This is a genomic window from Nonomuraea antimicrobica (assembly GCF_039536965.1).
GTDB lineage: Bacteria > Actinomycetota > Actinomycetes > Streptosporangiales > Streptosporangiaceae > Nonomuraea > Nonomuraea antimicrobica.
In genome coordinates this window covers 65,928-81,044 of sequence record NZ_BAAAZP010000102.1, presented here as the reverse complement: position 1 = coordinate 81,044, position 15,117 = coordinate 65,928, and the positions used below count along the sequence as shown (strand labels likewise).

15 protein-coding genes are annotated in these 15,117 nt (G+C 70.7%); 9 read left to right on the top strand and 6 right to left on the bottom strand.

Annotated features, from left to right (window positions below):
• Nucleotide 1: 1 nt before the first annotated feature.
• Nucleotides 2–631 carry a response regulator gene (locus ABD844_RS29090; RefSeq protein ID WP_344884954.1) on the top strand — a complete coding sequence of 210 codons (630 nt, stop codon included), beginning with the start codon at nucleotides 2–4 and terminating at the stop codon, nucleotides 629–631.
• 203 nt (nucleotides 632–834) lie between these two features.
• Here ABD844_RS29090 and ABD844_RS29085 read toward each other — a convergent pair whose 3' ends face one another.
• Entirely contained in the window at nucleotides 835–2,148 is a 1,314-nt protein-coding gene (locus ABD844_RS29085; protein ID WP_344884951.1) for an NYN domain-containing protein, read from the bottom strand.
• A gap of 186 nt (nucleotides 2,149–2,334) precedes the next feature.
• On the bottom strand, nucleotides 2,335–4,677 hold the full coding sequence (locus ABD844_RS29080) for a sigma-70 family RNA polymerase sigma factor (protein WP_344884948.1): 2,343 nt from the start codon (nucleotides 4,675–4,677) through the stop codon (nucleotides 2,335–2,337).
• A 107-nt stretch (nucleotides 4,678–4,784) separates the two neighbouring features.
• Here ABD844_RS29080 and ABD844_RS29075 point away from each other — a divergent pair, with 107 nt between their 5' ends.
• Together ABD844_RS29075 and pyrE are read left to right on the top strand one after the other, a co-directional pair.
• Nucleotides 4,785–5,039 (top strand): hypothetical protein, encoded by a 255-nt coding sequence (locus ABD844_RS29075; protein WP_344884945.1) that lies wholly within the window; start codon nucleotides 4,785–4,787, stop codon nucleotides 5,037–5,039.
• Nucleotides 5,040–5,049: 10 nt separating this feature from the next.
• On the top strand, nucleotides 5,050–5,583 hold the full coding sequence (pyrE, locus tag ABD844_RS29070; protein ID WP_344884942.1) for an orotate phosphoribosyltransferase: 534 nt from the start codon (nucleotides 5,050–5,052) through the stop codon (nucleotides 5,581–5,583).
• Nucleotides 5,584–5,611: 28 nt separating this feature from the next.
• On the opposite strand, the gene ABD844_RS29065 is transcribed toward pyrE, so the two are convergent.
• On the bottom strand, nucleotides 5,612–6,037 hold the full coding sequence (locus tag ABD844_RS29065) for a hypothetical protein (RefSeq protein WP_344884939.1): 426 nt from the start codon (nucleotides 6,035–6,037) through the stop codon (nucleotides 5,612–5,614).
• 95 nt (nucleotides 6,038–6,132) lie between these two features.
• Nucleotides 6,133–6,846 (bottom strand): DedA family protein, encoded by a 714-nt coding sequence (locus ABD844_RS29060; RefSeq protein ID WP_344884936.1) that lies wholly within the window; start codon nucleotides 6,844–6,846, stop codon nucleotides 6,133–6,135.
• A gap of 127 nt (nucleotides 6,847–6,973) precedes the next feature.
• Here ABD844_RS29060 and fbaA point away from each other — a divergent pair, with 127 nt between their 5' ends.
• The 3 genes from fbaA (at nucleotide 6,974) to ABD844_RS29045 (ending at nucleotide 9,825) form a co-directional block, all read left to right on the top strand.
• Nucleotides 6,974–7,996 carry a class II fructose-bisphosphate aldolase gene (gene fbaA, locus ABD844_RS29055; RefSeq protein ID WP_344884933.1) on the top strand — a complete coding sequence of 341 codons (1,023 nt, stop codon included), beginning with the start codon at nucleotides 6,974–6,976 and terminating at the stop codon, nucleotides 7,994–7,996.
• Nucleotides 7,997–8,030: 34 nt separating this feature from the next.
• A complete protein-coding gene (locus ABD844_RS29050; RefSeq protein WP_344884930.1) occupies nucleotides 8,031–8,441 on the top strand; it encodes a DUF3151 domain-containing protein in 411 nt (136 codons plus the stop codon).
• A 100-nt stretch (nucleotides 8,442–8,541) separates the two neighbouring features.
• Nucleotides 8,542–9,825, top strand: a complete 1,284-nt coding sequence (locus ABD844_RS29045) for an adenylosuccinate synthase (RefSeq protein WP_344884927.1) — start codon at nucleotides 8,542–8,544, stop codon at nucleotides 9,823–9,825.
• Between the two features lie 7 nt (nucleotides 9,826–9,832).
• On the opposite strand, the gene ABD844_RS29040 is transcribed toward ABD844_RS29045, so the two are convergent.
• On the bottom strand, nucleotides 9,833–10,483 hold the full coding sequence (locus ABD844_RS29040; RefSeq protein WP_344884923.1) for a GNAT family N-acetyltransferase: 651 nt from the start codon (nucleotides 10,481–10,483) through the stop codon (nucleotides 9,833–9,835).
• 109 nt (nucleotides 10,484–10,592) lie between these two features.
• On the opposite strand from ABD844_RS29040, the gene ABD844_RS29035 reads away from it, so the two are divergent.
• The gene (locus tag ABD844_RS29035) at nucleotides 10,593–11,510 is read left to right on the top strand and encodes a glycerophosphodiester phosphodiesterase family protein (RefSeq protein WP_344884920.1); all 918 of its coding nucleotides are present in this window, start codon (nucleotides 10,593–10,595) and stop codon (nucleotides 11,508–11,510) included.
• Nucleotides 11,511–11,540: 30 nt separating this feature from the next.
• Here the strand turns inward: ABD844_RS29035 and corA are convergent, their stop codons facing one another.
• Nucleotides 11,541–12,572, bottom strand: coding sequence for a magnesium/cobalt transporter CorA (corA, locus tag ABD844_RS29030; protein WP_344884917.1), 1,032 nt, complete (start codon nucleotides 12,570–12,572; stop codon nucleotides 11,541–11,543).
• Nucleotides 12,573–13,006: 434 nt separating this feature from the next.
• On the opposite strand from corA, the gene purD reads away from it, so the two are divergent.
• Together purD and ABD844_RS29020 are read left to right on the top strand one after the other, a co-directional pair.
• Complete coding sequence (gene purD, locus ABD844_RS29025) at nucleotides 13,007–14,221, top strand: phosphoribosylamine--glycine ligase (RefSeq protein WP_344884914.1); 1,215 nt, start codon at nucleotides 13,007–13,009, stop codon at nucleotides 14,219–14,221.
• Complete coding sequence (locus ABD844_RS29020; protein WP_344884911.1) at nucleotides 14,218–15,054, top strand: phosphoribosylaminoimidazolesuccinocarboxamide synthase; 837 nt, start codon at nucleotides 14,218–14,220, stop codon at nucleotides 15,052–15,054. Before purD ends, ABD844_RS29020 begins: the two co-directional genes overlap by 4 nt.
• Nucleotides 15,055–15,117: the final 63 nt, after the last annotated feature.

The window sequence follows — 15,117 nt, the reverse complement described above, 5'->3', positions numbered from 1 at the left end:
GATGCCGGATCGTGCCAAGATTCTCCTCGTCGATGACCGCGAGGAAAATCTGATCGCCCTCGAAGCCATCCTCAGCTCGCTCGACCTGGTGCCGGTGCGCGCCCGGTCGGGCGAGGAGGCGCTCAAGGCGCTGCTCAACACCGAGTTCGCGCTCATCCTGCTGGACGTGCGGATGCCCGGCATGGATGGGTTCGAGACGGCCGCCCACATCAAGCGGCGTGAGCGTACGCGCAACATCCCGATCATCTTCCTGACCGTGGTCGACAGCGCGCCCGACTACGCCTTCCGCGGCTACGCGGCGGGCGCGGTGGACTATCTGACCAAGCCGTTCGACCCGTGGGTGCTGCGGGCGAAGGTGTCGGTGTTCGCCGAGCTGTACAACATGAACAAACGCCTGGCCGAGCAGGCGTCGATGCTGCGTGACCGGCTCACCGGTGAGCTGCCGCCCGGGGCCGGTGACCACGCGTCGGTGCTGCCGGAGCTGTCGCGGCGGCTGACGGCGGTCGAGGACGAGCTGGCGCGGGTCCGAGAGCTGGCCCGCAAGTCGCAGGATCCGGCGCTGGCCGTCCCCCTGGCCGACCTGACCGACCGCGTCACCCACCTGCGCGCGGGCTTCGACGCGCTCTCCTGACCTGGCACCGGTCCTGTGAGGGTGGCCTCGCGGGGACGGTCCTGCGCGCCGTGACCGGGGTGCCTTGGGCGGGCTGACGCGCCAGCCGGACGGTGGGGCGTGGGGTGGAAGGCTCAGCGGGGTGGAAGGCTCGACGGCCGCGGCGGCCGGAGGAGGGGCCTCGATGGAAGAGGCTCAAGGGTAGTGGTGAGAGAGGCGGGGGGTCAGTGGCGGGCGCGTTCCAAAGCGTCCCAGAAGCCGCGGCGCAGGGCGTGGCGTACCTCGTCGTGGAGCAGGAAGTCGATCGGCAGCGAAGAGCCCTGGAGCAGCCGGGCCTCCAGATCCGACGGCATGCGGGGCTTCCTGGCGAGCACCGCCTCCAGCCACAGGGCGGGGGCGTCGCGGGCCACCGACTCGCCGAAGTCGTGGCCCTCGCGGTGGGCGGCCTTGACGGCGTCGGCCAGCGTCGTGGCGCCCGCCGTGGCGGCCGGGGGCGGCGAGACCGGGGCGGCCTGCGGCCCCGTGTACGGCCCGAGCTGCGAAGGCTGGTACGACCCGCTCGGCGGCGCGGCGAACTGGCCCAGGTTCGGGCTCGACGGAGGCTGCGCCTGGATGGGCCCGGTGACCGGGGCGGCGGGCGGCGGCTGGGCCGGGGGCTGCTGCTCGGGCTGGTAGTTGGGGTACGTCGGCAGCACCGGCGGCGTGGACGACTGGCCGCGCCCCGAGGCGGGACCGTTCAACGAGGGCCCGTTCAGCGCGGGCCCGTTCGGAGACGACCCGTTCTGCGAGTGCCCACCGGCGGCGGGCGACGGCAGGTTGTTCGCCCCGGACGGCGGCCCGGCCGCGTGCCCGCCACTGGCGGCGGGAGCCTGCGGCAACGACGCGGGCAGCGAGTTGGGCAGTGAGGTGGGCGGCAGGGACGGCTGCGCGGGGGTCAGCGCGTGGGCGGCCTGCCCGTTGCTGATGGGCTGGTGGTGATGCCCGTTGGAGGATTCGGCGACGCCGGTCACCAGGTTGACGTACGGCCGCAGGTGGACCGCTCCCAGCTCCACCAGGTCGTCGCACTCCTGCCGCAGCGACCGCGCGACGGCCCAGCCGCCGTCGGTCGCGATGTGGATGACGCTCACCCTGATGCCGAGGTCTTGGGCGTCGCACACGACCTGTGCCAGGTCCTCGTCGCCGCTGACCACGACCGCGTCGCAGATGGCGTTGTTGCGCGCGAGGGTCATCAGGTCGCGGTGGACCTGCGCGTCGACGCCCTCGCGGCGGCCCGGCCTGATGCGGGACAGCCGGAGTTTGAGGCCCGGTATGTCGGCCAGCGCGTCGTGCTCCGGCGTGCGGCGGCCCTCGACCGTCGCTTCGTACCAGTAGCACCGCAGCAGCGGCAGGCCGGTGCGTTCGCGTGACAGGCCGGTCATGAGCTGCAGCAACCCTGGATAGTCCCAGGAAACCGCCTCGCGATGACGCGTGCCGTGCACGGCCATCGCTCCATCAGCCAGCAGATAGCCAGCGTCCACGAACAGCGCACAGCGATCCACTGACACCGCCCCTTTCCTGGTGGTCCGACCTTGCTGGCTCTGCACCGTCAGAGACCGGACTCGGCGGCCCTCTCTCAGGGTAATGAAAGCAGGTGATCGCGCGGGGGTTAATCCCGACGATTCGGCAACCGCTCGGCGTCAGGCCAGACCAATCAGGCAGACCGTACCATTTTGTCCTGTTTGTCGTCACGATCGGGCCCGTACGCTCAGCGCGACCACACCGAACAGGACGACGTCCTTGTCCGTCACGATCGTCAGCCCCGGATCGACCCCAAGCTCCGCACTGACCGTGTCGACGTCGACGCCGAACGTCAGCTCGGCCACGCCGTTGGACGACCCGTCGAAGACGTTCGAACGTTCGCGGTCGCCACCGGCCGGGGTGAGCGCGCCCGACCCGAGCGAGACCTTGTCACCCCCGAGGTCGGCGTCGCCCTCCCAGGTGACCAGCTCGGCCCTGGCGGGAGCGGCGGCAGGGCTCAGACCGCCCAGCGGGACCCGCACCCGCCGCGACCGGCCGCCGACCACGGTCGCCGTGTCGAGCACCACGGCCTGGCTGTACGGCTCGGACGGATCGGTGACGATCAGCACCAGGCTCCACCCGGCATGGCGCGAGACCCCCTCCTCCATGGGTGCGTCGGCGGCCCACCAGGTGCCGTTCCTGCGTACGTCGCCGACCAGGTCGCTCACGTCGGCGAACGCCTGGTAGGCGGGGCCAAGCGGCAGCTCGCGCACCGTCACCTGGCTGGGCTGGACGGTCAGGTATTCGCGCCGCCCCGGCGGCCTGAGCTTGATCGGCCCGGCCTTCTCGGTGGCCGCCGACCAGTAGAGCCCGGCCCACACGACCTCGCCGCCCTTCGGCAGGGACAGCGCGGCCCCGCTGGAGGACTCGGTCTCGGGCCGGTCGTCCTGGTCGAGGGCGGTCATCGGCCACAGGTCGTTGTCGCGCTGCGCGCCCTGGCGGCGCCTGGCCTCCTGGCAGCCCGCCCGCTCCTGCGGGCAGCTCAGCAGGGCGTTGCCGACGGCCCTGACCACCACCTTCCCGTCGGTGGCGAACCTGGCGGGTGCGCCCGTCGTGCGTACGCCCTGCTCGGCCCGCGCCCGCACCCGCAGCGACCCCGACGCGACCCGGACGACCGGGCCCGCGCCCTGCGGCGCCTCGTCGGCCACCAGCACCCGCAGGAACACCGCCGTGCCCTGCCCCGCCTCCAGCGGCTCTCGCGCGCACCGCGCGCCGCTCTTGGTGGGGCGGCAGGACCAGCCGTCGACCGTGCCCACCGGGACGTGGACGGCGGCGCCTGGACCGTGCCGGACGGTCGGGACGAGGGTCACGCCGGGCGGCAGGTCCACGAGCGCGGCCAGCTTCTCGCTGGGACCCTCGCCGTAGTTGCGCAGGCGGATGGCGACGATGCCGGGACGGGCGCGTACGAGGGCGCCGAGCGCGTCGATCGTGGCCCGCAGCTTCGCCTTGCCCGGTTCGTCCTCGCGGACCGGCGGCGGCACCTGCGCCGGCGGCTGACTCGGCACCGGCACCGGCACGGGCTCCAGGGCCGCCGAGGCGGGCGGTTGCGCGACCGGCGAGGCCGCGGGCGGTGTCCTGATCGGCTGCTCGTCGGAGACCAGCAGGAACGCCACCGCCACGGCCACCGCCACCGCGGTGCCGCCGGCCACGACCGCCTGTTGCTGCCGGGGCACCCGCCGCAGCAGGCCGAACAGCCGCAGCGCCCCGCCCGCACCGGTGCCCCCGGCCGCCGCCTTGGCCAGCGCCGCCGCGTAGCCGCCGAACAGCGGCCCCGCGATCAGCGGCCCCACCATGACCCGCAGCCCGCGGTTGACGTCGGTCAGCTCGAGCAGCACCCCGTGGCACTCCTCGCACGTGCTGACGTGCTCGTCCACCTCTTTGGAGTCGCGCCTGGCCAGCCCGCCGCGTACGTAGGCGCCCATCTTGCCCAGCGCGGGACGGCACTCGTGCTGCGGCGCGACGCCCAGGTGCATCTGCAGGTACGCCTGCCGCAACCCCTCCCTCGCCCGGTAGGCCAGCGCGGCCACGCCGTTGGCCGACAGCCCCAGCAGCGGCGCCACGTCGGCCGGCTTGACCCGCTCGACCTCGGTGTGCCAGAGCACCGCCCGCCAGCGCTCGGGCAACGACAGGTAGGCCCTGGCGATCAGCGACTTCTCCAGCCCGACGAGCGCGGGATCGACGAAGGGCGCCCCCGGGTCGTACAGCTCGATCTCGCCCGTGGTCACCTGGCGGCTCTCGACCCTGGAGCGGTCGTAGACCGTGCGCCGCACGACGGTGAGCAGGTAGGTGCGGAAGCCGGAGTCGGGCCCGCCGCCCCTGCCCACCAGCTCGAGGATCTTGGTGAACGACTCCGCCACCACGTCCTCGACCTCCGCTCCCCTGGCGAGTTGCCGGGCGAGCGCGCGGGCCGCGGCGACGTGGCGCTCGTAGAGCTCCCCGTAGGCAGCCGCATTGCCCCCTCTGACCGCCTGAAGCAGGTGTGCATCGCTTTGCGGAGATTCGACACCCATAGTGACCTCACGATTACGCGGGGTTGCCAGGCGCAATCATTCCGCATTCCCCGTCATGGCTAAACCGCGCCCGCGTCTTTACTGCGAGGACTTCCGATGGAGGACCGATGGAGAGGGACGTGCTGTCGCGCTGGCGCGGCAGGAGTCTGGCGGCGGGCTGGTCGCTCGCCGACGACTGGTGGACGCCCGAGGTGGACGTGGTGGCCAAGGCGGTGTGCGGCGGCTGCGACCTGGCGCAGGCGTGCTGGGCGCTGGGTTCCGCGCGGGCGGGGGCGGGGGGCGTACGGGCAGGCCCTGGCCGTGCTCAGGACGCTGGGCCCGGACCCGTGACGCCCAGAGGCCCGGATCCTGGGCGGCCCTAAGCTTGGGGCCATGACGGATCGCGACACCCTGCTGGCCGAGATCAAGCTCAAGGCCATCATCCACGGCAAGGTCATCCTGTCCTCGGGCAAGGAGGCCGACTTCTACTTCGACCTGCGGCGGATCACGCTCGACGGCGTGGCCGCGCCGCTCGTCGGCAGCGTGATGCTGGACCTGACGGCCGACCTCGACTACGAGGCGGTGGGCGGGCTCACGCTGGGGGCCGACCCGGTGGCCGTCGCGATGGTGCACGCGGCGGCGGCGCGCGGGCGGGTGCTGGACGCGTTCGTGGTGCGCAAGACGCAGAAGGCGCACGGCATGCAGCGGCGGATCGAGGGGCCGGAGGTCAAGGGCCGCCGGGTGCTGGTCGTCGAGGACACCTCCACCACGGGTTCCTCACCCCTGACGGCGGTGGAGGCGCTGCGCGAGGCGGGGGCCGAGGTGGTGGCCGTGGCGACCATCGTCGACCGGGGCGCCACGGAGCGGCTCGTCGCGGAGGGCCTCGAATACCGCACCGCGTACACGCAGCGGGACCTCGGGCTCTGAGGCGCGGCGGCGGGCGTGCGCGGGATGGTCAGCCGGGGGCGCGTACGGTGAAGGCTTCGCGGGCGCCGTGCTCGCCCTGGGGGCGCGGCTCGCCGTTCTCGGTGACGCGTACGGTGCCGGCGTCGCTGAGCACGACGTCGAGCTCCGGCTCGAAGTAGCTGACCTCCTCGCCCCTGCTCATCTCGCGGTACTGCAGCACGTCGCCGCCCGGCACGCGGACCGTGACGAGGGGGCAGGTCTCGGCGAGGCACTCGATGCGTACGGTCGGCGCCTGCGCCGTGGCCCCCGCTGTGGACCCTGCCGTGGACGCGGCGGTGGGCCCGGCGGTGGGGCTGGAGACGGGCGTACGCTCGGCCGCGCCGAGCGGGCCGATCAGCGCGCGGCCACCGATGACCAGGAGCGTCACCACGGCCCCTGCGGCCACGACGGCGAGCGCCAGTCGGCCGAACCCCATCGGAGCTGACCTGTGGCGTCCCACAGGGGGCAGCGTACCCGTTGGCGCTGCGCCGTTCCCGTGACCGCGGGGTCAGCTCCTCCGTCGGTGCCGCGTCAGGACTGGCCGTCCCAGTTCGTCGGCACGCGGTGGTGCTTGCCGTTGGGCTCGGGGAGCCGCTTGCCGGACCGGCGGTGCTTGATCGCCTCGACGAAGATGGGGATCAGCGAGATCAGCACGATCAGGAAGACGCCCGGCAGGATGTACCTGTCGATCTGCTTGGGGTCGACCTGGCCGCCGAGGAAATGGCCGAGCAGGAGGAGGCTCTCGACCCAGACGAGGCCGCCGACGACGTTCCACAGCAGGAAACGCTTGGGGGTCATCTCGAGCACGCCCGCGACGGGATTCATGAACGTACGGACGATCGGCACGAACCTCGCCAGAATCACCGCTTTGGCGGGACCGAACTTCTCGAAGAACTCCTCGGCCCTGACCACGTGCTCTCTCTTGAACAACCGCGAGTCGGGTTTGTCGAAGAGCCTGCGGCCGAATCGCGCCCCGAGGAAATGGCCGAGCTGGGCCCCGCCGATCGCGCACAACGGCGTGCCGATCAACAGCACGGGGAACGAGAGCGGTTCGATGCCCATTCCCCCCGCCACCGACGCCGAGCTGAAAATCCCCGCGGCCACCAGCAGCGAGTCACCGGGCAGGAAGAACCCGAGCAACAGACCCGTCTCCGCGAAGATGATCGCGAGAACGCCGATGGTGGCGAAAGCACCGAGAATCGTGAGCCACCACGTCGGGTCGAGGAGATTCCAAAGCCAGTCCACCCGGAGAGCCTACCTGGAGCGGAGATGCGCACCGGGACCATTGAGCACGCGTTGTCTCTACCCCAGCGGGTAGTGACCCGAGATACTGGGCCTGGCGCGAAGACGTAACTTCTCAGGGAGATGAAACATGCCTATTGCGACTCCAGAGGTCTACGCTGAGATGATCGACCGGGCCAAGGCCGGCGGATTCGCCTACCCCGCGATCAACGTGACCTCCTCGCAGACGCTGAACGCCGCCCTGCGTGGCTTCGCCGAGGCCGAGAGCGACGGCATCGTGCAGGTCTCCACCGGCGGCGCGGAGTTCCTCTCGGGCGCCACCGTCAAGGACATGGTCACCGGCGCCACGGCGCTGGCGGAGTACGCGAGGGTGGTGGCGGCCGGATATCCCGTCACGATCGCGTTGCACACCGACCATTGCCCGAAGGACAAGCTCGACGGCTTCATGCGGCCGCTGCTCGACATCTCGCTGGAGCGGGTCGCCAAGGGCCTCGACCCGCTCTTCCAGTCGCACATGTGGGACGGCTCGGCCGTGCCGCTGGAGGAGAACCTTGAGATCGCCAAGGAGCTCCTGGAGAAGTGCGCCAGGGCTCGGATCATCATGGAGATGGAGATCGGCGTCGTCGGCGGCGAGGAGGACGGCGTCGTCGGCGAGATCAACGAGAAGCTCTACACGACGGCCGAGGACGCGCTGGCCACCGCCGAGGCCGTCGGCATCGGCGACAGGGGCCGCTACATGCTGGCCGCCACGTTCGGCAACGTGCACGGCGTCTACAAGCCGGGCCACGTCAAGCTGCGGCCGAGCGTGCTGAAGGAGATCCAGGACGCGGTGGGCGCGAAATACGGCCAGGACAAGCCGTTCGACCTGGTCTTCCACGGCGGTTCCGGCTCGCTGCTCGAGGAGATCCACGAGGCCATCTCCTACGGCGTCGTCAAGATGAACGTCGACACCGACACCCAGTACGCCTTCACCCGGCCGATCGCCGACCACATGTTCAAGAACTACGACGGCGTGCTCAAGGTGGACGGCGACGTCGGCAACAAGAAGGTCTACGACCCGCGCTCGTACGGCAAGACGGCCGAGGCGGGGATGGCGGCCCGCGTCGTGGAGGCGTGCCAGAGCCTCAAGAGCGCCGGAACGAAGATCTCCTAGCCACGTGTGCGGCTCGGCGGGTATGACTTGTCCTATGGATAACCTTCTCGCCGGGCCGCCCCCGACTCACCTGCCGGATCTGCCCGAGGCCAGGCAGGCGCTGGAATCCGGCGCCAAGGCCGCCGACGTGGCAGCCCGATTCCCCGCCTACCCGGGGGCGTGGGCCGTGCTGGCGGAGGAGTACTTCGCCCAGGGGCACGCCGTGACGTCCTACGCCTTCGCCCGTACGGGCTACCACCGCGGGCTCGACCAGCTCCGCCGCAACGGCTGGAAGGGGCACGGGCCCGTGCCCTGGGAGCACGAGCCGAACCAGGGCTTCCTGCGCTGCCTGTACGCGCTGTCCAGGGCCGCCCAGGCCATCGGCGAGAAGGACGAGGCCGAACGGTGCCTGCAGTTCCTCAAGGACAGTTCAGAAACCGGTCACGACGCGCTGACCAAGGGTTAACCCTTGGGACGAATAGACACGTTCGGGTAGTCTCTCCACGCAAGAGCCCCTGTCGCGCTTGCGCCAGGGGTTTTCGTTTGTGTGCTCGGGAGACTGAACCATGCCGGCTGCCGTTCTCGTTGGTGCCCAGTGGGGCGATGAGGGCAAGGGCAAGGCCACCGACCTGCTCGGTGGCGACGTCGACTACGTCGTCCGCTATCAAGGCGGCAACAACGCGGGTCACACCGTGGTCATCGGTGACCAGAAATACGCGCTGCACCTGCTGCCGACCGGGATCCTGTCGCCGGAGGTGGTGCCTGTCATCGGCAACGGCGTGGTGATCGACCCGGGTGTGCTGCTCGGCGAGATCGACGGGCTGGCCGAGCGGGGCATCTCCGCCGAGCGGCTGCTGATCTCGTCGAACGCGCACCTGATCATGCCGCACCACAAGGCCCTCGACAAGGTGACAGAACGCTACCTGGGCAAGGCCAGGATCGGCACCACCGGCCGCGGCATCGGCCCGGCGTACGGCGACAAGATCGCCCGGATGGGCGTGCGCGTCCAGGACCTGCTCGACCCGGGCATCCTGGAGAAGAAGATCGAGGTCGCGCTGACCGAGAAGAACCAGGTGCTGACCAAGGTCTACAACCGGCGCGGCATCGACCCCGCGGCGGTGCTGGAGGAATACCTCGCCTACGCCGAGCGGCTCAAGCCGCACATCGCCGACACCTCGCTGGTGCTGTCGAAGGCGCTGGACGAGGAGAAGTTCGTGCTGCTGGAGGGCGGGCAGGGCACGCTGCTCGACATCGACCACGGCACGTACCCGTTCGTCACCTCCTCCTCGCCCACGGCGGGCGGGGCGTGCGCCGGTGCCGGCATCCCGCCGAACCGGCTCACCAAGATCATCGGCATTCTGAAGGCGTACACCACGCGGGTCGGCTCGGGCCCGTTCCCGACCGAGCTGACGGACGAGATGGGCGAGTGGCTGCGCCAGACCGGCGGCGAGTACGGCGTCACGACCGGCCGCAACCGCCGCTGCGGCTGGTTCGACGCGGTGATCGCCCGGTACGCCACCCGCATCAACGGCGTCACCGACTACTTCCTGACCAAGCTCGACGTGCTGTCCGGTCTGGAGCGGATCCCGGTGTGCGTGGCCTACGACGTGGACGGGGTGCGGCACGACGAGATCCCCATGACGCAGACCGACTTCCACCACGCCAAGCCGATCTACGAGGAGTTCCCCGGCTGGCAGGAGGACATCACCAGCGCCAAGTCGTTCGATGACCTGCCGCCGAACGCGCAGGCGTACGTGCGGACCCTGGAGGAGATGAGCGGGGCGCCGATCTCGGCCATCGGGGTGGGCCCGGGGCGCGACCAGACCATCGTGGTGCGCCCGCTGGTCTGACCGCCCCTCACTGCTGAAGTACGGCCGCCGTCATGGGGGTGTGCAGCGTCCAGCCGACCGTCTCGTACAGGGCCCGGCCCTGGGCGGTGGCGACCAGGACGCCCGTGCGCGCCCCCATCGAGGCGGCCGTGGCGGCGATCGTCGTCATGACGACGGTGCCGAGGCCGCGGCGGCGGTGGTCGCCCGCCGTCTCCACCTGGTCCACGACCGCCGTCGTGCCCGCGATCGCGAACTGTCCCCGCGCGGCCACCTCGCCCGCCGCGGTCAGCAGCCGGACCACCGTGACGCCCGCCCTGGTGGTGACGGCCGGCGTGTAGCCGGGCGGCGCCGCCGGCGGGGTGCGGCCGAGCAGGGACGCGGTCATCATGAACTCCGGGTCCTGCACGGCCCAGCGGGTCGGCAGCAGCGGGATCACGGCCTCGGCCGGTGCGCAGAGCTTGAGCCAGGTGCCTGGGGTGGTGAGCCTGGCGGTCAGGCGGCGGAGGACCTCGGGCGTCGGGGCGGAGACGACGTGACGGGCGACGTGGCCGGGCAGGCCGACGTCCACGCGCAGACCCCACGGCTCGCGTACGGGCCGGGGGGCGTTGCGGGAGATGACCCACCCTTCAACCCATGCCCGAACTGTCGGGTAATGGGCTGTTTTGAGAACCTCCATCATGGAGAACAGCCTATTGTCTGCCCAGAACCGCACGACGGCGCGTAGCAGGATAAAAAGGACACGGCGTGGCACTGCCTAGAGGCGCCCCGCGCCAGGTAGTGTCCCGGTTGTGCGCGTTGAGATTCATGGTCACCGGGGGGCACGGGGCCTCTGGCCGGAAAACACCCTGCCCGGTATGAGCCGCACGATGGAGCTGGGCGTCCACGCACTCGAGCTCGACGTCGCGCTCACCGCCGACCGCCGCCTCGTGCTCACGCACGACCTCACGGTCTCCGCGGTCACGAGCGCCGACCGGCGGCCGGTGCACGTGGGCGACCCGCTCTTCCCCTACGTCGGCAAGGCGATCAACACCCTGACGCTGGCGCAGCTCCGCATGCTCGACGTCGGCGTACGCCTGCCGCGCCACCCCGACGACCCCTTCGCACTGACCCAGGTGCCCATGCCCGAGACCCGCATGCCGACGCTCGGCGCGGTGCTCGGCCTGGTGAACGCCTACGAGGCCGAGAGCGTACGCCTGCACATCGAGCTGAAGTCCGACCCGACCAGGCCGGAGCTGACCGCCGATCCCCGGCTCTTCACCGAGCTGGTCGTCGAAGAGCTCGACCGGCACGGCCGGCTCGACAACGCGGCCATCCTCAGCTTCGACTGGCGCGTCATCACGCACGCCGCCGAGCTGGCCCCAGGCACCCGCCGCTTCGCGCTCATCGAGCTGGACACCCTGCACTGGAACGACGGCGTCGACACCGGGGTCGACGCCGACGTGCCCGCCGCCGCGCGCGCGGCCGGGGCCACCACGCTCTCGCCCGAGCACGCCATGGTGGACGAGTCGCTGATGGCGCAGGCCACGGCGGCCGGGCTCGACGTGGTGGTGTGGACCGTCAACGAGCCCGCCCTGGCGGGCAGGATGCTGGACCTGGGGGTGGCCGGGATCGTCACCGACTACCCCGACCGGATGCGGGAGGTGTGGCGTGAGCGGGGCCTCGACCTGCCCGAGCCCGTGAGCCCGCTCCGGCCGGTCGGCGTCTGACCTGCTCCGCTGCGACAGAGCGGGCTGGGGTCAGAGCCAGCCGTTGCGGCGGAAGCCGCGGTGCAGCAGCACGCAGACGGTGATCATCAGGGCGAGGACCGCAGGGTAGCCCCACACCTGCTTGGTCTCCGGCATGAAGTCGAAGTTCATGCCGTAGATCCCGGCGATCATCGTGGGCACCGCGAGGATGGCCACCCACGAGGAGATCTTGCGCATGTCCTCGTTGGCGAGGGCGTTCGAGCGGGCGAGCGCGGCCTGCAGGATCGAGCTGCACAGCTCGTTGGACGAGTCCACCTGCTCGCACACGCGCGACAGGTGGTCGCCGACGTCGCGGAAGTATTCGCGCATCTCCGAGGGGATGACCCGCCGCTGGGGCAGCGCCGCCATGGGCGCCTGCAACGGCATGACGGCCCGCTTCATCTCCAGCATCTCGCGCTTGAGCTGGTAGATCCGGTTGATGTCGCGGGAGCTGACGTCCGCGAACACCGTGGCCTCGACCTCTTCCAGTTCGAGCTGCATGAGGTCGGCCACCTGCAGGTACTGGTCGACCACGTGGTCGGAGATCGCGTGCAGGACACCGGCGGGCCCGCGGTTCATCAGCTTCGGCTTGTCCTCGAGGCGCTCGCGGACGATGGTGAGCGGGCAGTGCTCGCCGTGCCGCACCGTCACCACGAAGTCCACGCCGAGGAACACCATGATCTCGCCGGTCGCGATGATCTCACTGGTGGCGGTCAGCTCGTCGTGGTCGAGGTAGGCGACGGTCTTGAGCACCATGAACAGCGACTCGCCGAACCGCTCGACCTTGGGCCGCTGGTGCGCCTTGACGGCGTCCTCGACGGCCAGCGGGTGCAGGCCGAAGACCTCGGAGAGCCACTCGACCTCGGGGGCGGCCGGCTCGTGCAACCCCACCCAGACGAAGGCGTTGGCGCCGTCGGCGCTCTTGTTGTGCTCGCGTACGAGGTCGACCGCCTCGACGATGCCGGCGGCGGAGACCTTCTTGCCCTGGAGGTAGGCGCCGAACTCGACGACGGAGTCACCCGGTGGCAGGTGCACCTCAGGCACCGGCGTCACGAGCTGGCGCGGGGCGCGCGAAGGTACGGAGTGTCGGTTGATACGACGGAAAAGGGTGGACGAGCGCATGGGAGTCCCTTTCCGCCCGACCGGGCGCACTCCACGCGCGAAGAAGTCACCTCAATCAACACAAAAGCGCGGAGGCACGATCAGGCTGCCGGATTGGAGTGGTCGGGGGTACGCAGGCTGTACGTGTCGGAGCACGTACTGCTGGGATCACCAGGTTTCATCCCGGACCACCTCCAATCACTAGAGACGCCGCAAAGCCGCCCTAACTTACCACAGGCGGGTGAACCTATCCGACGATACTCGGCCAGTGCCCCTCGGCTCCCGTAGAACTCCACAAAGTTTGCCGCCTGTTCCGGCATGTGCTGTCCCGGCCACCGGAGCCTGCGCAGGCCGAGGGGCCTGCGACAATGGACCGCGTGCGCGTTCTAGTCATTGGTTCCGGAGGGCGTGAGCACGCCCTGTGCCGTTCGCTCAGCCTCGATCCCCAGGTCACCGACCTCCACTGCGCGCCAGGCAATCCTGGCATCGAGCGGGTCGCGACCGTTCACCCCGTCGATCCGCTCGACCCCGGGCAGGTGGCCGCGCTGGCCGAGCGGCTACGGGTCGACCTGGTCGTGGTCGGGCCGGAGGCGCCGCTGGTGGCGGGGGTGAGCGACGCGGTGCGCGAGGCGGGCTTCGCCTGCTTCGGGCCGTCCCGCGACGCCGCCATGATCGAGGGCTCCAAGGCGTTCGCCAAGGAGATCATGCAGGCCGCCGACGTGCCCACCGCACGGTCGAGGACGTGCGTCACCGAGGAGGAGGCCGCGGCGGCGCTCGACGAGTTCGGCGCCCCCTACGTGGTCAAGGACGACGGCCTGGCGGCGGGCAAGGGCGTCGTCGTCACCGGCGACCGCGCCGAGGCGCTCGCGCACGCGCTGTCCTGCGAGCGGGTGGTGATCGAGGAGTTCCTCGACGGGCCCGAGGTGTCGCTGTTCGCGCTGTGCGACGGCAGCACGGCCGTGCCGCTGCAACTCGCCCAGGACTTCAAGCGCGCCCACGACGGCGACGAGGGTCCCAACACCGGCGGCATGGGCGCCTACACGCCGCTGCCGTGGGCGCCCGACGGGCTGACCGAGCAGGTGATGCGGGAGGTCGTGCATCCCACGATCGGGGAGCTGACCCGGCGCGGGCTGCCGTACCAGGGGGTGCTCTACGTGGGGCTGGCGCTGACCGCGAAGGGGCCGAAGGTGGTCGAGTTCAACGCGCGCTTCGGCGACCCGGAGGCGCAGGTGCTGCTCGACCGGCTGGAGACGCCGCTGGGCGGGCTGCTCATGGCGTGCGCGACCGGCGAACTGGGGCTCGACCCGGTCTTTAAGGACGGCTCCGCCGTGACCGTGGTGATCGCCTCCGAGGGCTATCCGGAGGCTCCCGTGAAGGGCGACGTGATCACCGGGCCCGAGGAGACCGAGCACGCCTACGTGATCCACGCCGGCACCAGGCGGGCGGGCGACGACGTGGTGTCGGCCGGCGGCCGGGTGCTCGACGTGGTGGGCCACGGGCCCGACCAGGAGAGCGCGCGCCGGGCCGCCTACGACCTCGTCGGCCGGATCGGCCTGCGCGGCTCCCACCACCGAACGGACATCGCCCGATGAAGCACGTGCACTCCGGCAAGGTACGCGACCTCTACGAGACCGGCGACGGCCTGCTGCTGATGGTGGCCTCCGACCGGATCTCCGCCTTCGACTACGTCCTGGAGCCCGACATCCCCGACAAGGGGGCCATTCTCACGCAGATGTCGCTGTGGTGGTTCGACCAGCTCAAGGACGTCGTGCCCAACCACGTCGCGGCGCGCGGCGACGACCTGCGCAGCGTGGTGGTCAGGCCGCTGCGGATGGTCCAGGTCGAGTGCGTGGCCAGGGGCTATCTGACGGGCGGCGGGCTGAACGAGTACCGCGCCACCGGCGCGGTCTCCGGCGTGCCGCTGCCGGAGGGGCTGGTAGACGGTTCGCGGCTGCCCGAGCCGATCTTCACGCCGTCCTCGAAGGCGCCGGTGGGGCAGCACGACGAGCCGATCTCGTACGAGCAGGTCGTGGCGGAGGTCGGCGCGGAGACCGCGGAGCGGCTCAGGGAGATCACGCTCGCCGTCTACCGGCGCGGCGCGGACCTGGCCGCCGGGCGTGGCATCATCGTCGCCGACACGAAGATCGAGCTGGGCTGGGACTCCGACGGCGTGCTGACGTTGGGTGACGAGGTGCTGACGTCCGACTCCTCGCGCTTCTGGCCGGCCGACGAATGGCAGCCCGGTCGTTCGCAGCTTTCTTTTGACAAGCAATTTGTACGCGATTGGCTGCTATCGCCCGAATCTGGATGGGACAAATCCTCCGGAAACCCCCCACCCAGGCTCCCCGACCACGTGGTCGAGCGCACCAGGCAGCGATACCTAGAAGCATATGAGCGCGTCACGGGGGTTCCCTTTAGCGGATGATTCGGCTGGGTCATCTGGTGTTAGCGACTACTGTTGGCCCGATCGAGCCTCACCGTTGATTCC